Genomic DNA, 17532 nt, shown 5'->3' with positions numbered 1-17532 from the left:
GCTGTCCTTTTGCGGGCACTCTCCAGCAAAGGCCTGATAACCTCGAATTGCTCCGACTTGATATCACTTGGATAATCTCTTCTCATCTCCCAAGCTTCTCATAACTCGGAGACTTTGAACAGGTTCTAAGAAAAACATCCCCTGACGCTTGGAAAAACATCCAAATATGTCGGTGCGCAAGGCCCAACATCGCGTTCGAGAGGGACGCGCCAAAAGCGGCGCGCCCCTCAACTTTACGTTAGCGGCTCTTACCTCCGACCGCTTCTGGATTTTTTCAGGGGGAAACCACATGGAGATCAAAATGAGCGATGAAAGTTTGAAGGTAGCTGCAAGTACCGCTGGTGGTGGTGCCGCTGGAACAGCAGGATCGTTAGCGGCTGTCTCAACTTTGGGAGCAGTTGAAGGACTGTCAGCCGCAGATATGACTTCTGGCTTAGCAGCCCTTGGAAGTCTTGTCGGCGGCGGCATGGCTGCCGGAATTGGAGTTGCAGCAGGAAAAAGGGACGCTACCCTTTCTTATTGGGTTTAGTTACAATCTATGAATGCCAAGACCAAGCAGAACTGTATTTTCCGGTGGACCGCATCAAATCACACAGCGAGGAAGCTGGCGAAAATAATATAGATAATTATTATATGACTATAAGACTTTTTACCAATTTTATCAGACAGGAAATGTCGTATATATTACGTTGGACCCTTTAATCGGAAACCGTGGATGACCGCACTACACTTTCGCGTTGCGCGGGTAGATGACTCTGCCGAGATTGCACAACTCGTCAATGAAGCCTATCGGCCCGCCCCTGGAATGGGTGGCTGGACTCATGAATCTGACTTGATTTCAGGCAAAAGAATAAACTCTGAAAAAGTTGAAAATTTAATAAAGCAAGAAGACTCTACAATTCTGGTAGGTGTTCTAGGCTCAATTATTGTCACCTGTGTACACATTGAGAAAGATGGTGCCAATGGTTACATTGGTATGCTAGCTGTAAGCCCATCACTTCAGGGCTTAGGTAAGGGTAAAGAAGTGCTTACCCAAGCAGAAGAATATGCAGTAAAGAATTTTAACTCTAACAATTTCGTAATGGTTGTGGTTGCAGCAAGAACAGAGCTTATTTCTTTCTATCTCCGGCGCGGTTATAAAAAAACAGGCACCACAATACAGTACCCGCTCGATGCAGGTGTCGGCACGCCAAAATTTGATGCACTACAAATTGAAATTCTGCATAAAGCGTCTAACTCGGCGCTCAACCTCGCGCCTTCCAGTTGCCGGACGGCGATAACGCGCTGCCGGTTAGCTCTACGTTAAGGCAAATCCAAGTCGTTTCTTTTGCTTTTAAGTTACATTTTCCTGTTTGCTTGATGCCTAGGATTTCATAATGCAAGATGAAATAGTGTTTCTGCCCGATCATCGCGGAATAAACGCTAAACAAGCAGCTCTGATTTTCGGCGGCTTTTTTATTCTCGTACAGCTATTTTATTTACGGTCTGAGCCGCTAGAGACAAGAATTAGTTTTACTGCGGCATTCGTTATCTTTTTATTGTTGGGATTCTGGTTTTCGGAAATAAATTCCAGAAACTGGCCGCAGCAAATAGTCATCAATCGCTCAGGAATATGCTGTAGCAAAATGAAAGCGCAATATGGCGTAGACTTAATTCCCTGGAATGATGTTACTTACATGGATCTTTTTTACACTGATGATGGACTGTCACCCCATCTACGCATTAGTCTGCGCCAAGGCTCTTTCCGTAAGCGTTCGAATAATAAACTCTTACAACGCATAAGCATGGGACTCGATGTCAACATTCCAGTATCGGTGAATGTCGCACCAGAGGTAGTACTGCAAACAGCTCAGCAGTATTGGAAGGAAGCTAAGTACACTCGTAGTTGAAAGAAATTAGCCCTAACAATCACATCCAGCCGACATGCAATGTGGAGCGCTAGGCGTCTTCTTAAACATCATCGCTGGAAAAAAAGAGGCAGCCACGTTGTCTTATTGGATTCAATTACAATCTATGAATGCCAAGCCTAAGCAGAACTGTACTTGCCGAGATACCGCATCACATCACACAGCGAGGAAACCAGCGTAATATAGGACAGCGTCCCCTTTTTCTCGACAATCTCTCAGGCATTGCCCTTATCTTCGTTTGGGCCCACTATGCTTCAAGCCCAGAGTGGCATGTCCCGATCGCCTTTCTCGTCGTGATCGGTCTTTGGCTGCTCTATCGTCGCCAAGCCATATGTGCGCTCTTCCAGAAATAGAGCACTGACCCATACCCGTGGCAACGCCTAACCGGTCGGTCAAGTGAACGTGCATACGGCACGTCGCTTACCTCCAATGTTAGTCTTTACTCAGCCGGGATAAAGCATGATGAACAATGAATGGATTCACCACTACACATCGCTAGATACACTAGAACTTATCCTCAAAAGCGGGAGAATAAGATTTAGTCGTTTAGATATGGTTGATGATCTTAATGAAAGCAAAGCCTACGGAGACCATGATTTCTCAAAATTTCTTTTTGTGAGCTGCTGGACTGACTTAGGGGAGGAAAGTATCCCTCAATGGAAAATGTATGCCGACTTACTGAAAGGCGTAAGGATTTCACTGCCAAAGAACTTCTTTCCTCAATACCCCTTTGACCCTCCTCCAACTCTAGGTATCACAGTTCAAGATAGAATTAGATTTCCTGTGCGCTGGGACGAAATATTTACGGCTGAGTATTGGCTACAACCAATATTTCTATATGAAAGCTGGTTTGGAAAGAAAGTCACGTACATAGACAACATCATAGGGTTATTTAAGAATAACTTTTCGTTAAGTCGTGATGTGCAGCGAAGAGAAAACCTAAATATCCAGGAGATGAACACTTTCGCTTGCTACAAGCAAAAGGAATGGCAATTTCAAAGCGAATATAGGTTTATTCTATGTGCATTTCCTCCCTTAAAATTTCCAGCAGGTGGATTCAATAACGGACATTTTGTTGAAAAATACTCAATACATCATGTTGAATGTATTAAAGAGGGGCGCCATCCTTCAGTAGAATTTATCGATATCGATTTTGGTAATGGGTTTCAGTATGTAAGATTTACGCTAGGCCCTAAATGTGATGAATATGATGTAGGTAGGCTTTTAGCACTCACAAAAAAATACGCTCCTAGCGCAACTATTAGCAAGAGTACTTTGAGCGGCACAATCCGCTAGCGAAAACTGAACTAACAAAGTCTTACAGTCGGACCAAACCACGCTGTCATGCCTTTTGCTTGCGTAAAAAGTGGACGCTACCCTTATTGAGTTTAGCTACAATCTATGAATGCCAAGACTAAGCAGAACTGTATTATCCGAGATACCGCATCACATCACGCAGCGAGGAAACTGGCGAGAAAGAATAATATAGGGTAGCGTCCTCTTTTTTACCGCTTTTTTACATGCCAGAGAACGCTACATTCGAGAGTGCACCACTCGCTTTGTTCGCGGCTTCGCCCCTGCGGAGTGTCCCTCCATTTAAACGTTAGGCGTATGCGACGCCGCCATTAAATATCTCAACAAAAAGGAGATCGCCATGAGCCAATACCAAATCGCCGTTGTCGTCGGCAGCCTTCGCAAAGATTCTTTCAACCGGAAGCTAGCTAACGCCATGGTAAAGCTGGCGCCACCGGAGTTTTCGTTCAAGCAAGTACAAATCAGCGATTTGCCGCTCTACAATCAGGACGACGACGCGAATCCGGCCGAATCCGTCAAGCGACTGAAGGCAGAAATCACGGCAGCTCAGGGTCTTCTGTTCTTCACGGCTGAATACAACCGTTCGATCCCTGGGGTGCTCAAGAACGCGATCGACCACGCCTCGCGCCCCTATGGCCAGAGCGTTTGGGCAGGCAAACCAGCTGGCGTGCTGGGTGCTTCGATCGGCGCCATCGGCACGTCTATGGCTCAACAGCATTTGCGTAATGTTCTCGCGTACTTGGACGTGCCGACGCTTGGCCAACCTGAAGCATTCATCCAAGTGAAGGATGGGTTGTTTGACGAAGTCGGTAACATCAGTGCAGACAGTAAGGAATTTTTACAGAACTGGATAAACCGCTATGTCGCGTGGGTGAAAAAACACGCTGACTGATACGGTAAAAACAAGCCAAAATATTATTGCAGCGGAGCCGGGTCACGGGGTCGAGTCTCCCAGGATAGCTCAGACACGGTCCCCCTGTGGTTTTCGCCTAATCCATCATTCGGGCGGGACGCGCTAAAGCGCGCTCCTTAACCAAACATTAGCCGTTTCATCACCAAAGGACGAGTGGAAAGACCATGACTGCTGACAAAGACAAACACTGGTCGCACCAAAAATTGAGATCGTATTCCAGCATGACGCCGGAAGAATATATTGATGAGCGGCTTAATCAGTTCCGTGAGTGGTATGATAAAAAAGTAGTTATCGCAAAACGAAATTACCAATGGATGCGCGCCATCACTGTTGTGGGAGGCGCTATTGTTCCGGTATTGGTAAATCTCCCGCTTGATGACCATGCTATTCGTTATCTAACTACGATAGTTAGTTTAATTGTTGTAATTCTTATTTCTCTCGAAAGCGTGTTTCACTTTCGAGAACAGTGGAAAAATTATCGTTCTACTGAGCAGCTCTTGGCAAAAGAGTATTTCAACTTTGTCACGGGTGAAGGTCCTTACAGGAACCAGGATGAAAAAGAGGCGTTTTTAAACTTCGTGGACAGAGTAGAAAATGCAGTTGCCTCAGAAAATGCGTCGACGCTCAACGTTATGACAACTCTTTCTGAGAAAAAAGTAGAGGCAGCAGTTGAGCCTGGAAAAAAAGGCTAACGAGGCGCTGCAGCCGATCGCCAACCTGATTATCGGGGATAACTTACTGTTGTAGTGTTTCTCTGATCGCGAGTTGATCCGGCGGGCAATTAACTGCTTCACCACAAAAAAAATCCAATCTCAGGAAAAAATCATGAATCCTCCCAGCATTGTCTCTACATTTCCCGCTACAGAAGAACTTATCGTATTATCCAGGGAGCGCACAGCCAAATCCCTGGATTTCAGCAAACTGGTGGATGCCATTGCCATTGCCGCCCTTGAGTACGATGCTGGCCAGATCCAGAGCCCGGAACGCATGGTTGTGCCCCTTGGGATTGGTGGCGTAATGCTGAGCATGCCGGCCACCGCGCATGATATCGGGATTCACAAGCTCGTGACTGTACAACCCGCAAACAAGGAGCGGCAACTGCCCACCATCCACGGCACGGTAACTGTGTGCGACACGGAAACCGGCAGGCCCATCTGCCTGCTTGACGGCCCGGAGGTGACTGGACGGAGAACGGCCGCTGTTACGATGCTTGCAATCCGTACCTTCCTGAAGAAAGCGCCTCGTGAAATCCTGCTGATTGGAACGGGTGTACAAGCGCGCCACCATGTTCTGGCACTCAATGCATTGTATCCACAGTCGAAAATCTGGGTACGTGGACGCAGTGAGACTGCTTCGGCAGCTTTCTGTGACCAGTATCAGCCTCTCCATAGCAAGCTTGTTCCCGCAGAACATTCGATTTCCGATAATGTAAGTGTCGTCATTACTGTCACGACAAGCACACATGCTGTCTATAACGAAACTGCCTTACGCGATCGCCTGGTAGTCGGCGTGGGTGCTTTCACGCCAGAGATGGCCGAACTTGGCAAGACCACACTTGATGGTAGCGCCATCTTTGCTGATGATCCTGCCAGTGCGCGTCATGAGGCTGGCGATCTCATTCAGGCCGACGTTGACTGGTCTTGCGTGCGCTCGTTGGCCCATGCCCTTCAAAGCCAGATCGACGAATCCCGTCCCCGGGTTTTTAAGAGTGTAGGAACTGGCGCCTGGGATCTCGCGGCCGCGCGCGTGGCACTGCAAGCCATTCAGACTGAGCGCTAAGTCGGGCATCAAGACCAGACGCATCAGACGCATCAGACGCATCTCGATCCACAGGACAAAGCGAACCAGGCATTACTCGCGATGCCACCGCACAAAATTCGCTTCATCCAGAAATTTTTACAGCAGCAAGTCCTCACCTCTGCACAGGCTGGCTACCTGACAACCTTAGGAAGCCGCCGCCGATCACGAAACCGAGTAAAATCTTATTGATCGACACGCGGACCGTGCTGGCCGGCAAAGCCAGGAGCAACGCAGCCAGCGTCAGACTCAGAAATAGCGAACCCAGCTCGACATCCGACAGGATGCCCGTGATGATCTCGCCGTACAAAAAAACGGGCAGCAGTGCCGGTAAATAGAATGGAATGGTCAAGGAAGATAAGACGATTGCCGCCGGGCAACGGAGATGAGCTCATGCCAGAGGTAACCTGCATACTTTGATGACGGCTCGAGCGACGGTCAAAACGACGCCCGAAATTACGCCTGGGGAAAAAGAGCTTGCCGGAGTATAAGACTCCGCCTCTGGCCGGAAACTTCAAACCCGGAACGATCATCGATCATCCATGCCGACCACCCCCAGCCGAATCCCTTGATTCACTGTCGCACAGAAAATTACCTGGCGTTCTTCATGCTTCCCGAGTCATGGATCTTCGGCCACGGGCCTGGCAGCCAACTCGCATTCACTCCACCGGTTGTATTCGCCACTTGTGCTTGCTGTCTTTGGTCGTGGTCAGATAGTTGTTCTTGTACGGCGCCAGATACTGATCGCTGTAGGCCTCGTTGCGGATATAGACCTGCTCGCCAAAATGAAACGGCTGGCCCTCTTCGTCTAGGTTGATCTTCTCGAAGATCCAGTTGCTCTTCGAGCCATAGTCGTTCCAGTAATACAGCTCCGTGGCATCACCGAAGGCGCCAAGCAGATTGTAGTCCTTCCAGCTTTTCTTGAACTTCTCTGTCGTCTTGATAGTGACGACGCTGCCGCCGAGCAGCGGTTTGCCGTTGCCACCCAATTGCAGGGTGATGCCGTTCTGGCCCAGTTGCGCATAATAGTAGCGTGTGGCGGGATCGGATTTGGCGATATAGCGGTCGTCACTGCTGAGCAGCATCAGCTTTGAATTCTTTTTCACCACGACCGGTTTGGGCGGGTCCTTCAGCAGGAGATCATCCGTATGCGCATCCATGTAGGTGTTCCACGCAGCGAGCAGCGCCTCGCGCCGTTCCGGCGTGGCCGCCAGTTCGTAGATCGGCACCAGCCCGCCGCTGGCGAAATCGGCGATGGACATGTTGTCGGGAACACTCTTCGACCAGGCATTGTAGTTGGCGGATGGCTCACCCTGACCTCCCACGATGGCATGGCCCTTGGCCGGGTCACCGCCCATCACCCGCACATGCTTGTTGCGAATCACCTCCTCGACATCCTTGCGGGAGACACCGCCAGCGGACGCCTCACCCTTCACGACTTCTGCATAGGCTGCCTTGACCGTGGCATTGGCGTCGAAACTCTTGCTGACCTGGGTGGTATCGGCATAGCTGCTGAAGGAGACACGCGCGCCGACATAGATCGACTTGAGGAAGTGGGTTCCATATTTATCGAACAGGGTTTGCGGCTCCATGGCCGCGATGTCCTGTTGCACAGCAGGCAGCAGCTGCGCCGTATCGTTTAGCGATAACCGATAATAGGCCTGCGTCACGTTGGAAGTAGCATACACATTGTTGCTGTTGTTCAGCGTCTGTTGATCGAAACTGCTGGTCACCTCACCGGAAAAACCGCCATAGGTACCGGACAGCGCGATTGAGCCGGACAACGCGTCGAAGTAAGTCTTGCGACTCTGCCCATAGATGAAATTGCCTTCGTATGAGGGCGCTTCCTGGGTCTCCACGCCGGCAGTGTCGCTGACATCGAACAAGGGAGAGGTGATACTGCGTGGATCGGCGTAGTACTCGTAGCCTTTATAGCCCTTGCCGAGATATTCCTTGACGCCGGCCCGCACTACACTATCGAGTGTCGCGGCGAGATCGGATGTATCGGTTTTATTCTGTGTCTGGGTTGTATCGAGCATACCGGGAGAGCAGGACAACAGCGGGAGACAGAACAAAAACAGTATTAGACGAGCAAGCATGGCAACCTTCCTTATTGTTTTTCGGCAGAATCGGATTATCGAGTTCAGGGAAAGAGGTATAGCAGAAACATAAACCCTCTTTTTCATAAGAACCAAAAGTACCGGGAAACGGTTTGGTCGTCAACCTGACCGAAAAAAGGAAAAAAAGGGGACGCTACCCTTTCTTGTTGAGTTCAGTTACAATCCATGAATGCCAAGACTAAGCAGAACTGTATTTGCCGGGATACCGTATCAACATCGCGCAGCGAGGAAACTGGCGAGAAAGAATAATATAGGGGTGTCCCTAAATTTAGCGTTAGACCTTGAAGAGAGCAACTCATATGATTCACCACTATTCGATTCCCGTTCAAGACACGAAAAATGTTTCAGAAGTGTTGGCTGAACTTTTCGGCGGAACGATTACTCGGTTTGGTCCCAATCCGGGCTCATACATCGTTTGGCTTGGAGATGAGTACGGTTCAGCCATAGAGTTACATCCTGCCGGTACGGAAATGTACCCTGATGCTGGTGAAAATCAAGCAAATTTCCGGCACAACCCTTCGCAATCCAAATTCAGCGCGACACATGCCGCTATCTCCATCAATCGTACGAGAGAAGCGATTTACAAGGTTGCGGCAACACAGGGCTGGAAAGCTTTGGAGTTGTCGCGGGGTGGATTCAATGTGATTGAGTTCTGGATAGAGAATAACATAATGATTGAGTTCCTCACTCCTGATATGGCAAATGACTATTTGTCTGCAACCAAAAATTATATAAAGTGAGCTTCTTAAGTCATTCCCTCTTTCGTTAAAGGGCTGGTAAATGAGCAGTAAACGAATCGATATCCGTGTTAAAAGAGTGTACGAAGAACCTGAAGAGTCGGATGGACGGCGTGTTCTAGTTGACCGATTATGGGCCCGTGGACTATCAAAAGAAAAAGCGAAAGTGGATATCTGGATAAAGGAGATTGCTCCTTCTACAGAGTTGCGACGTTGGTATGGACATGACCCGAAGAAGTGGGACGAGTTTAAAAGCCGATATGCTGCTGAATTGAAAAATAACCCTGATCAGGTTGAAACAATTTTAGAGGAACTACATGCAGGTACCGTTACGTTTCTCTACAGCTCAAAAGAAGAACAGCTGAATAATGCGGTCGCTTTAAAGGAATATATAGAGTCAGTTATTCGTGATAGAGCCGAATAACCTATCAACCAGGTGCGCTCACAAACTACGTGTGCTGGATGCTGCGCATAAGAAACGCTTCGCCACTTGCCCCAGACGAAAATCGATTCTAAACTGGTAAAAAAATGTTCGCACGCCACTTTATTTACAACTGTGGATCCGGCGTTTTTTGTAATCTGCGTGAAAACAAACGCCTGCACCGCTTTATACTACGCACAAAGGTGAAAGTGATTGGGCAGTAGATGTTGAATTACATAATGCGTAATATCAAGAAACTGGGTTCAGAATGGCGGGTTTGCTGTAACAGCATTAGCGCTTAACACAAGTACTGTTGCCATGCTTAAAATTGAATCTTTATTGAGTAATATCAGAAAGTGTACAATTTGCGAAAAGGATTTGGCCCATGGTGCTCGTCCTGTTTTACAAATTAACCCGAATGCTAAAATTTTAATTGCAGGGCAAGCACCGGGTAAAAAAGTTCATGAATCTGGTGTGCCGTTCGACGATGCCAGTGGTGATCGTTTGCGTGACTGGATGGGTATTTCTAAAAATACATTCTATGATTCTAATCAAATTGCAATCCTACCAATGGGCTTTTGCTATCCTGGCAAAGGAAATAATGGAGATTTGCCTCCACGCCCAGAATGTGCGCCAGCCTGGCGCAATCAACTCTTAGCGCAACTTCCTAATATAAAAATAATTTTAGTACTTGGTAAATATGCACAGACATACCATTTTGGTAACAGCAGTTCTTCTTTAACGTCACTTGTAAAATCATGGCGAACTTATTGGCCAAGCAAAGTTCCGCTTCCGCATCCCAGCCCTAGAAACAATATATGGCTTAGTAAAAATCGCTGGTTTGAACAAGATTTAATTCCGTCGCTCCAAAAACAATGCCGGCAACTTTTGCAAGATTAGCCGGGCTAGCGAGTAGGGGCACCTCTAAAAATCTAATTTTCGTCACAATGTTGTGTTATTGATTGTAATTGCCACCTTACTAAAGTTATTGATACCAGTAGGCAGCCTAGTATCATTATATCCAACGTGTTAAAAACAAATCGTAATAGCGATGCGCTAATTAATATTGATACTAGAATATCCGCCCAATATTCTAGTAACCTTGGAACCAGATAAATAGTGGGAGAACGAACTTAAAGAAAAAAAGGGGGCGCTACTCTTTTTTGCTGGATTCGATGACAATTGATGGATGCCAAGACTAAGCAGAACTGTATTTGCCGGAATACCGCATTCCATCACACAGCGAGAAAATCGGCGAGAAAGAATAGTATAGGCAGCGTCCTCTTTTTTATAAAATCAATATCTGATGAAAATTAAAAGGAAAGAATATGTCTGCTACACGCTTTCCCGCCTCAATCGCAACGCCTGCAAGAACGATTGATGAGGTTGCTCATCAATTAACCGCCATTATTGAATGGTCAAAGCAGAATAATTCCCGCACAGGTTATTTTGCAGCGCTCTATCGCAAGGTCATCATCCAGGCTAAAAAAGGAATAGAGGAAGGCTTGTTCGATGACGGGCCACGCATAGAACGTCTGGATGTAATTTTTGCCAATCGTTATCTTCAAGCCTGCTATCAGTACCAGACGGGGCAAACGCCAACTCAATCCTGGGTGCGTGCCTTTGATGAAACCGGGCATTGGTGGCCCATCGTCCTGCAACATTTATTACTGGGCATGAATGCCCACATCAACCTTGATCTCGGTATTGCCGTTGCAGAAACGGTGCCACCCAGAGAATTACCCGACCTGAAAAGCGATTTTGACAAAATCAATCAGATCCTGGCCAGTCTGGTGGGCGACGTGCAAAACGAACTGGCCGAGATATGGCCGATGCTGCGATTGTTGAACCGTTATCTGGGCAGTGCGGAAACAACCCTGATCAATTTCAGTATGGCAAAAGCGCGTGACGCTGCCTGGTCATTTGCTGAGACTCTGTCGCCCTTAACCCTGGAACAACGTCAACAGGAAATTGCGGACAAGGATGAAGCCATTGCCCTGTTTTCCAGCGTGATTTCTCACCCTGGTTTTACCGCTTCTTTCATTAATAAAATAATCCGTCTGGGCGAACGGGGAACAACCCGCCAGCATATAGAGATACTGGAGTAATCCTTCAAAACCGGAACATTTACCCAATGCGGGTAACATCGCTTTGCAATGTTGTATCTGCGTGCTCCGTGACTACACTTAATTGAGCCCGGCAGCAATATAAACTGTCGATATCGGCACCGCGTCACACCCGGAATTACTAAGTCACTACATTTTCCTTTTTTCAATCATGCAGATAATATCCAAATATTTTTTAGACAACCCTAAAACAATCCAGATAAGTTCTGCAATACGATTCATTCACAATCAGGTATTCATGATCATTTTCACCAGATTGGGTATGCCTTTACCCTGAATGTAAGGATCACGTGCCAGATCAGTGCAGTGCTGCAGCAGCAGCGCCTTGACACGGTCAGGATAGCCGATAAATTCTAGCCGAGCGGAAAGAAAAGCTGCCAGTAACCCCGAGACATGCGGAGTGGCCATGCTGGTACCGCTCATTTCTACGTAAGCATTGCGCGCGGTGAGTTTGCCCTTCGGCCACTGATGCCTTGCTGAAAGAATATTTTCGCCCGGTGCAACCAGATCTGGTTTCATGCGCCCGTCCGCTGTCGGGCCACGTGAAGAAAAATAGGAAATACCGTAGGTATGTGGATTGGTTTTATGCACCGAGCCGACGGCGATGGCTTCCTCAAGGTTAGCCGGATCACCGATAGAAAGATCCATGTTGGCCGATATCACCCCATTGGCTGAATCGAGCAGCGCATAGCCTTCGTTGCCAGCCGCAAGGCATACCAGCACTCCTTGACGCCAGAGCCGCCGTAGTTCCTGGCACAGCGGAGTATGACCACATCCAAATACACTGGGATCAAAACTACCACCCAAACTGAGATTCACGCCGTGAATCATTAATTTACCGGCGCGTTCATTCAATTCTGCAATGGTATCGAGTGCTTTGATGATAAAAGCATCTTCCCCGCTGCCGCTGTCCTTGAGTACCTTAAAACCATACAGTTTTGCCTCGGGTGCCATGCCCTGCAGATCTATGGGGGTCGAGTCCTTTGCGTCACGCGGCAGCGTCAATCCGCCGGCGATGATTGCCGCGACGTGAGTACCATGGCCATTACCATCCAGCGTGCCAAAACCGTTATCTCCTGGTTTCAGTTGCCTGGGACTGCCACAACCTGTGCAATCCCACTGTGCAATGACGTTGCTGTGTGCCTTGAAATGCGGGTGGTTGGCAGCGATTCCGGTATCGAGCACCGCCCAGGCGATATTCCGGCCACAAGCACTATAACCGAGATTAGCCGGACGTACCTGAATGGTATGTACCGACTGGTGAAGCAGTGCACATTTGACAGCATTGCGCCAGACGCGGTCAATTTTCAGTGTGCCGCAGTGTGAACGCAATTGCTCGATTTCACTGCGAGTCAAATCAGCCGAAATAAAGCGCTGCATGAGCTGGATACGGCCATCTTCACGTTTGGCACCATTGAATTCCAGCACTTCATTGATCAGAGTTTCAAGGCGGCTGCGTACCTCGTCCAGCGGCGTGCCATCGTTGTCTTCCGAAACCAGTTGAATCAGTGTCGGGTGTCTTTGCTCGCGATGGCTATCTTCGATGTCGTCAACCAGATCTTTCATCAGGATATTGCGGCCCACTGGGTTACTGAAGGTGGGTCCGGCGGTCTCGCGCACGGTCTGGCGAACGATATCAAGCGAAAGATAGCCTGTGCCCGAATGCGGATTGGATTCCCAGTCGGGGTTAATCATCAGCCCGGCGTGATCTTCAATTTTCACGTCACGACTGTTGGGCTGATAATCGTTTTCCAGATGTGAATCGAGTGCGACCGGATCAAGACGCTCGGCAACATTCAGCCAGCGATCAACACATTCCGGCACCGCAAGCGACTTGCCGGGGCCGATTTTACCCAGCACATCCTGCACTTCCTGAATGCCTAGCGGCGAACCGATAGTGATGAACAGGCGCACATCACAGTCAGACTTCTTCAACTGACGCAATATGTGGTAGGCAATCATTGAACCCTGGCTGTGGCCAATCACAATAAAGGGGCCACCGCCGACGTCCAGACGATCACGCAACGATTGTTCCATCAGGCCACGCTTGTGCTCATCAAAAAAGAAATCCTGCACATCCTTGAGGAACAATCTGGTTAAGCGACGAGAAATCCACAACCGCATATTTTCAGGCAGCGGCAACACCTTCACATCAATTCCGCCGGGTTGTTTTTCCCCTTTGCGCAACCGCTCTTCCAAGGCTGTCATGATCTTGCGCTCAGCAGAGCTCAGTTTGGTTTCCAGTTCCAGCCCGATTTCCTGCAGAGCTTGTGCACTCATTCTGTCCACACTCCCCGAGAGCGTGTCTTTGTCGGCACAACTACTTTTCTCAGGTTCGGGATAACGATTACGATTCACCCAGTACGCCATGCGAGTGCGATCCCCCATTGGTGCGCCAAACAAAGCCGTATCCCATTGGCACTTCAGGACTGATGCTATCGGCTTGTTGTCAATACCATGGATATAGACCACCGTACCGATTTCTGGCGAGTTACCTTCCTTGCTCAATATTGACGGAAACTCTACGGTTGAGTTGGCCGCAGAGCGGGAAAGTACCGTGAAGGGGCTGGATAATTTACTACCGGCTGCTTTACTGGAACGGGAACCTCGTTTTTCTGTGGCCATGGTCTTTTCCCCTGTCTGAATCGCTCTGATTGCTATCAGAGCCGTCTATTCAAATAATGCTAATAAAATAATACGCCCTGTCTGTCACAGACAGGAATCTATTTTGTGACTGCAATTTCTTGAATAAGCTGCAGCACTAAAAAATACGCAGAACTCACCCGATAAAAAGAGGACGCTACCCTTTCTTATTGAATTCACCAGTTTCAATTCATGAATGCTAGGACTAAGCAGAACTGTATTTGTCGGGATACCGCATCACATCATACAGCGAGGAAATCCGCGAGAATAATATAGGATAGCGTCCCCTTTTTTCTTGTGGAATCTATGTGCGGCGATGACGAATTGATTGACATACATCCCATTATGAAGGAATTTATCGCCAGCCAACAAAATGATGAAAAGGTATAACAAGCGGCATGCCAGCCTTCACGTTAGCCGTTCCATCACCAAAGGACGAGTGGAAAGACCATGACTGCTGACAAAAACAAACACCGGCCGCTCCAAAAATTGAGGTCGTATTTCAGCATGACACCGGAAGAATATATTGATGAGCAGCTTAATCAGTTCCGTGAGTGGTATGATAAAAAAGGCTATGTCTGCATTAATAGTTGAAACTGATTTTCTCGTCCGAGAGCGGCCTGGAGTCCAATGATTGGCGAGTTGTGCCCGCCCCAACGTTCCAGCCATCTACGCCAGCCCAGGTAATTTTCCAGGTATTTAGTTGCGACCCCGTGAAATCTTTTCATCCACTGTTTAAGTCTGCTGTCGTAGGCATTAACTAACGTTCGAGCTAAGCGGGCGACGACGGCAGGACGCCGGCGCCCGGGCTGTGAAAATGCCCCGTGGGCCACAGGCCGGGCGCTGGTGGCATGCCGTTGGCGCTCCGCTTGAGCGAGGGGTTCGAGGGGTTGAACGAACCGCTATCGCGGAGAAATTTTTCCCCATTTTTGGGTGCATTCATCATAATCTCCTCATCCCTACAGGGATTCATTTGTGACTTTATCATGAGGAGAATGAGATGGAACATGAATTCCCCAACCTTTTGCTCAGCAGTATGACACACTGTTAAAGCGCATGGCTTTGCGTGGATTGAGTCCTAAAACGGTGGCGCTTTATAGTCACGGGGTGCGGCGGGCGGCGGGGTATTTTGGGTTTGAAATGGATGATCTGAGCCGGGAACAGCTGACGGAGTATTTATCCTGGCTGTTGGCTAAGTGGTCGTGGAGTACGCTCAAGCATGATATGTACGGTTTGCAGTTTTATTATCAGCATGTATTGGGCAAACCTTGGCCGGGGATGGGTTTGGTGAAGCCGCCTAAGACTTCACGTTTGCCGGATATCGTAACGGTGGTGCAGATGCGGCGGATTGTGGCATCGACGCGGGTATTGAGTTACCGGGTGTTTTTCTTCACCTTGTACAGTATGGGCTGCGACTGGGCGAAGGGTTGCGGCTACGGGTGGAGGATATTGATGCGGATCGGATGCAGGTGCATATTCGTAATGCCAAGGGCAATCGTGATCGACTGGTGCCGTTGCCGGTAAATACGTTGAATTTATTGCGTCGTTTTTGGGCGGTGCATCGTCATCCTAATTGGTTGTTTCCCAGTCGGCACAATGGTCTTAAGTGTGTGCACAAGGCAACGAACCATATGGATGAAGGCGGCGTGCAACTGGCCTTGCGCCGGGTGGTGGCGGATATTGGTTTAAAAAAAGTATTAGCCCACACAGCCTGCGCCACAGCTATGCCACGCATCTAATCGAAGCAGGTGTTGACCTGCTGGAAGTACAAAAAATTCTGGGACATACCTCGATTCTGTCCACCATCCGTTATACCCATCTCACCCAAAAAACCGAATTCAATCGTGCTCTGCAAATTAATGCGTTGATGGATACCTTCCCTGTCAGCTGGGGTAAGGTCGTATGATTCGCCTGGCCGACATTGTTGCACAATATGGCCCTGCTTTGCGCCAACAAGGTGGGTTGTTGCCCAGTCAATTAGCGGCTTTGAGTGCGTTTGTGCGCTGCCGAAATGATGTCGCGCCCAAGATGTTGATTGGATGTGATGCGTGTAAGCACAAAGTTTGGCTGCCACACTCTTGCGGCAATCGCCATTGCCCGCATTGCCAGGCGTTTGAATCGCAACGCTGGATCGATCAACAGCTGCAGAAATTGGTGGCTGGCAAATACTTCATGATCATTTTTACGCTACCCGCACAGTTTCGTTCGCTGGCTTGGCAACATCAACGCGAGGTATATGAGTTGATGTGCAATTTGGCATGGCAAACGGTCGATACGTTTGCGCAAAACGATAAAGTGTTGCGCGGGCGAACCGGTGCAGTGACAGTATTGCATACTCATAACCGCCAGCTCGATTACCACCCGCATGTGCATTTGGTGATGCCTGCGGCAGCATTTGTCCAGCCGCATCAATAGAAACCGTGTCTCCACGCTGCGCAAGAACACGTTTCAGTAACATGCCATAACCGCCAGGACAGTTACCTGTATCGATGGTATATTTCGCCATGGCCATATCAAAGACTTTGGCTTGTGGTGGGCAGAAAGAAACATATGCGCCCTTCCCTACCGGCGCATCGATGATCTTGTAAAAACCCACTGGGAAACTCGGCGTATGGTTGTAATAGATACCAGCAGCACGACAAACCACAGCCGATAGAAATATACCTGCGCTCACAAATAAAACAAACCCTGCGAGGAGGTTGAGCATCCTTTTCATACTGTCTTGTCGCTATACGCCGGCGCAGGAACAGCAGCCCGTGCAGAGAACACGGCATGCTTAAAATACAACGGCTGCTTGCCATAGATGGCCGGATACCAAGCCACATAAATAATCATGTCACCCGGCTCAGTAATCAGCCCGTCATCGGCTTTTTTCCAGGAATATTTGTGATTTGGCGTGTCAGCTTGAGCTATACCCTATCCTGATGTCAGGATTCAAATTTTTTCAATCAGCTAAAACATCCTATCTGGCATCGAATTAATGCATATGATTCACAAAGATCAGATGATGATGGAGGGAGCTGACACGATGTTTTTTGCTGAGTAATTTTTTATATGTGCGACAGAACCGTTTGACTGCCTATAGGAAATTACAACTTCGACTCATGCACGTTAACGCCTGCGATAACGGCGGTGAAATCACGCAGCGGTTTTAGCGTACGCCCTTCCAAGGGCGTATTACCAGTTCTTGTTATGTGATTTTTCTACTTGTCTACTTGTAATGAACCGCCAGCCATACTGTTTCGGTATTAGGTGATGTCCACGCCACTTTATGCTCAGTATGAGCTGGTATATTTAGGTGGCTCCCTGCTACTAAAAGCATGTCACCACCATTTTTAAATGATAGTCTTGCCTCGCCTTTGAGCACGACAATCCATTCATTATTGTTTTGATCGTACCATCCTGATTTTGGAGATGTGTGTCCTTTAGAACCTGTTCAAAGTCTCCGAGTTATGAGAAGCTTGGGAGATGAGAAGAGATTATCCAAGTGATATCAAGTCGGAGCAATTCGAGGTTATCAGGCCTTTGCTGGAGAGTGCCCGCAAAAGGACAGC

Annotated in this window: 19 protein-coding genes and 5 pseudogenes; 17 read left to right on the top strand and 7 right to left on the bottom strand. The window is 48.4% G+C overall.

The window, feature by feature from the left end:
• Positions 1-86: pseudogene (locus NSMM_RS15330) on the bottom strand (IS5/IS1182 family transposase); the annotation flags it as partial.
• A gap of 215 nt (positions 87-301) precedes the next feature.
• On the opposite strand from NSMM_RS15330, the gene NSMM_RS12970 reads away from it, so the two are divergent.
• The 7 genes from NSMM_RS12970 (at position 302) to lhpI (ending at position 5913) form a co-directional block, all read left to right on the top strand.
• Positions 302-529 (top strand): hypothetical protein, encoded by a 228-nt coding sequence (locus tag NSMM_RS12970; RefSeq protein WP_218121133.1) that lies wholly within the window; start codon positions 302-304, stop codon positions 527-529.
• A gap of 186 nt (positions 530-715) precedes the next feature.
• Positions 716-1306 carry a GNAT family N-acetyltransferase gene (locus NSMM_RS12960; RefSeq protein WP_090288055.1) on the top strand — a complete coding sequence of 197 codons (591 nt, stop codon included), beginning with the start codon at positions 716-718 and terminating at the stop codon, positions 1304-1306.
• A gap of 70 nt (positions 1307-1376) precedes the next feature.
• Entirely contained in the window at positions 1377-1889 is a 513-nt protein-coding gene (locus NSMM_RS12955; protein ID WP_090288053.1) for a hypothetical protein, read from the top strand.
• 477 nt (positions 1890-2366) lie between these two features.
• Entirely contained in the window at positions 2367-3203 is an 837-nt protein-coding gene (locus tag NSMM_RS12950) for a hypothetical protein (protein ID WP_090288051.1), read from the top strand.
• Positions 3204-3561: 358 nt separating this feature from the next.
• Positions 3562-4113, top strand: a complete 552-nt coding sequence (locus tag NSMM_RS12945) for an NADPH-dependent FMN reductase (RefSeq protein ID WP_090288049.1) — start codon at positions 3562-3564, stop codon at positions 4111-4113.
• Positions 4114-4298: 185 nt separating this feature from the next.
• Positions 4299-4826 carry a DUF4231 domain-containing protein gene (locus NSMM_RS12940; RefSeq protein ID WP_090288047.1) on the top strand — a complete coding sequence of 176 codons (528 nt, stop codon included), beginning with the start codon at positions 4299-4301 and terminating at the stop codon, positions 4824-4826.
• Between the two features lie 133 nt (positions 4827-4959).
• A complete protein-coding gene (gene lhpI, locus NSMM_RS12935; RefSeq protein ID WP_090288045.1) occupies positions 4960-5913 on the top strand; it encodes a bifunctional Delta(1)-pyrroline-2-carboxylate/Delta(1)-piperideine-2-carboxylate reductase in 954 nt (317 codons plus the stop codon).
• Positions 5914-6046: 133 nt separating this feature from the next.
• Here lhpI and NSMM_RS12930 read toward each other — a convergent pair whose 3' ends face one another.
• Positions 6047-6283: a hypothetical protein gene (locus NSMM_RS12930; protein WP_090288043.1), complete on the bottom strand. Its 237-nt coding sequence runs from the start codon at positions 6281-6283 to the stop codon at positions 6047-6049.
• Between the two features lie 307 nt (positions 6284-6590).
• On the bottom strand, positions 6591-8030 hold the full coding sequence (locus NSMM_RS12925; RefSeq protein ID WP_218121132.1) for an MAC/perforin domain-containing protein: 1440 nt from the start codon (positions 8028-8030) through the stop codon (positions 6591-6593).
• A 302-nt stretch (positions 8031-8332) separates the two neighbouring features.
• Here NSMM_RS12925 and NSMM_RS12920 point away from each other — a divergent pair, with 302 nt between their 5' ends.
• From NSMM_RS12920 to NSMM_RS12905, 4 genes are all read left to right on the top strand, one after another.
• Positions 8333-8791 carry a hypothetical protein gene (locus NSMM_RS12920; RefSeq protein WP_218121131.1) on the top strand — a complete coding sequence of 153 codons (459 nt, stop codon included), beginning with the start codon at positions 8333-8335 and terminating at the stop codon, positions 8789-8791.
• 40 nt (positions 8792-8831) lie between these two features.
• Complete coding sequence (locus NSMM_RS12915) at positions 8832-9212, top strand: DUF488 domain-containing protein (RefSeq protein WP_090288038.1); 381 nt, start codon at positions 8832-8834, stop codon at positions 9210-9212.
• Between the two features lie 315 nt (positions 9213-9527).
• On the top strand, positions 9528-10109 hold the full coding sequence (locus tag NSMM_RS12910; RefSeq protein ID WP_090288036.1) for a uracil-DNA glycosylase family protein: 582 nt from the start codon (positions 9528-9530) through the stop codon (positions 10107-10109).
• Between the two features lie 428 nt (positions 10110-10537).
• A complete protein-coding gene (locus tag NSMM_RS12905) occupies positions 10538-11317 on the top strand; it encodes a DUF5995 family protein (protein ID WP_245654807.1) in 780 nt (259 codons plus the stop codon).
• Between the two features lie 246 nt (positions 11318-11563).
• On the opposite strand, the gene NSMM_RS12900 is transcribed toward NSMM_RS12905, so the two are convergent.
• Complete coding sequence (locus NSMM_RS12900) at positions 11564-13960, bottom strand: S8 family peptidase (protein ID WP_090288034.1); 2397 nt, start codon at positions 13958-13960, stop codon at positions 11564-11566.
• A 468-nt stretch (positions 13961-14428) separates the two neighbouring features.
• Here NSMM_RS12900 and NSMM_RS16230 point away from each other — a divergent pair, with 468 nt between their 5' ends.
• Positions 14429-14572 (top strand): hypothetical protein, encoded by a 144-nt coding sequence (locus tag NSMM_RS16230; protein WP_218121130.1) that lies wholly within the window; start codon positions 14429-14431, stop codon positions 14570-14572.
• Here NSMM_RS16230 and NSMM_RS12895 read toward each other — a convergent pair.
• Positions 14551-14739, bottom strand: a pseudogene (locus tag NSMM_RS12895) (IS1595 family transposase); the annotation flags it as partial. The gene NSMM_RS16230 and the pseudogene NSMM_RS12895 overlap by 22 nt on opposite strands.
• A gap of 250 nt (positions 14740-14989) precedes the next feature.
• Between NSMM_RS12895 and NSMM_RS12890 the strand changes: the two are divergent.
• The 4 genes and pseudogenes from NSMM_RS12890 to NSMM_RS12880 all read left to right on the top strand — a co-directional run.
• On the top strand, positions 14990-15502 hold the full coding sequence (locus NSMM_RS12890) for a phage integrase N-terminal SAM-like domain-containing protein (protein WP_342671795.1): 513 nt from the start codon (positions 14990-14992) through the stop codon (positions 15500-15502).
• Complete coding sequence (locus tag NSMM_RS16225) at positions 15418-15717, top strand: tyrosine-type recombinase/integrase (protein WP_245654806.1); 300 nt, start codon at positions 15418-15420, stop codon at positions 15715-15717. Before NSMM_RS12890 ends, NSMM_RS16225 begins: the two co-directional genes overlap by 85 nt.
• Positions 15675-15884 carry a tyrosine-type recombinase/integrase gene (locus NSMM_RS17210; protein WP_090288059.1) on the top strand — a complete coding sequence of 70 codons (210 nt, stop codon included), beginning with the start codon at positions 15675-15677 and terminating at the stop codon, positions 15882-15884. The genes NSMM_RS16225 and NSMM_RS17210 overlap by 43 nt, the downstream gene beginning before the upstream one ends.
• Positions 15881-16375 (top strand): annotated as a pseudogene (locus tag NSMM_RS12880) (IS91 family transposase); the annotation flags it as partial. The gene NSMM_RS17210 and the pseudogene NSMM_RS12880, both read left to right, overlap by 4 nt.
• Before the next feature lie 315 nt (positions 16376-16690).
• Here the strand turns inward: NSMM_RS12880 and NSMM_RS16805 are convergent.
• Entirely contained in the window at positions 16691-16813 is a 123-nt protein-coding gene (locus NSMM_RS16805) for a hypothetical protein (protein ID WP_281200917.1), read from the bottom strand.
• 376 nt (positions 16814-17189) lie between these two features.
• A pseudogene (locus NSMM_RS17205) lies at positions 17190-17360 on the bottom strand (cupin domain-containing protein); the annotation flags it as partial.
• Positions 17361-17446: 86 nt separating this feature from the next.
• Here NSMM_RS17205 and NSMM_RS15320 point away from each other — a divergent pair.
• Positions 17447-17532 (top strand): annotated as a pseudogene (locus NSMM_RS15320) (IS5/IS1182 family transposase); the annotation flags it as partial.

It is taken from the genome of Nitrosomonas mobilis, assembly GCF_900103035.1.
Lineage (GTDB): Bacteria > Pseudomonadota > Gammaproteobacteria > Burkholderiales > Nitrosomonadaceae > Nitrosomonas > Nitrosomonas mobilis.
Note: the sequence above shows the minus strand (reverse complement) of the source record. Positions and strands in the feature narration are given on the sequence as shown.

Excerpts from the sequence above, each read along its gene's own strand:
- NSMM_RS12970 (WP_218121133.1), top strand. The coding sequence starts at position 302 with ATGAGCGATGAAAGTTTGAAGGTAGCTGCAAGTACCGCTGGTGGTGGT.
- NSMM_RS12960 (WP_090288055.1), top strand. The coding sequence starts at position 716 with ATGACCGCACTACACTTTCGCGTTGCGCGGGTAGATGACTCTGCCGAG.
- NSMM_RS12955 (WP_090288053.1), top strand. The coding sequence starts at position 1,377 with ATGCAAGATGAAATAGTGTTTCTGCCCGATCATCGCGGAATAAACGCT.
- NSMM_RS12950 (WP_090288051.1), top strand. The coding sequence starts at position 2,367 with ATGATGAACAATGAATGGATTCACCACTACACATCGCTAGATACACTA.
- NSMM_RS12945 (WP_090288049.1), top strand. The coding sequence starts at position 3,562 with ATGAGCCAATACCAAATCGCCGTTGTCGTCGGCAGCCTTCGCAAAGAT.
- NSMM_RS12940 (WP_090288047.1), top strand. The coding sequence starts at position 4,299 with ATGACTGCTGACAAAGACAAACACTGGTCGCACCAAAAATTGAGATCG.
- lhpI (WP_090288045.1), top strand. The coding sequence starts at position 4,960 with ATGAATCCTCCCAGCATTGTCTCTACATTTCCCGCTACAGAAGAACTT.
- NSMM_RS12925 (WP_218121132.1), bottom strand. The coding sequence starts at position 8,030 with ATGCTTGCTCGTCTAATACTGTTTTTGTTCTGTCTCCCGCTGTTGTCC.
- NSMM_RS12915 (WP_090288038.1), top strand. The coding sequence starts at position 8,832 with ATGAGCAGTAAACGAATCGATATCCGTGTTAAAAGAGTGTACGAAGAA.
- NSMM_RS12910 (WP_090288036.1), top strand. The coding sequence starts at position 9,528 with ATGCTTAAAATTGAATCTTTATTGAGTAATATCAGAAAGTGTACAATT.
- NSMM_RS12905 (WP_245654807.1), top strand. The coding sequence starts at position 10,538 with ATGTCTGCTACACGCTTTCCCGCCTCAATCGCAACGCCTGCAAGAACG.
- NSMM_RS12900 (WP_090288034.1), bottom strand. The coding sequence starts at position 13,960 with ATGGCCACAGAAAAACGAGGTTCCCGTTCCAGTAAAGCAGCCGGTAGT.
- NSMM_RS16230 (WP_218121130.1), top strand. The coding sequence starts at position 14,429 with ATGACTGCTGACAAAAACAAACACCGGCCGCTCCAAAAATTGAGGTCG.
- NSMM_RS16805 (WP_281200917.1), bottom strand. The coding sequence starts at position 16,813 with ATGATTATTTATGTGGCTTGGTATCCGGCCATCTATGGCAAGCAGCCG.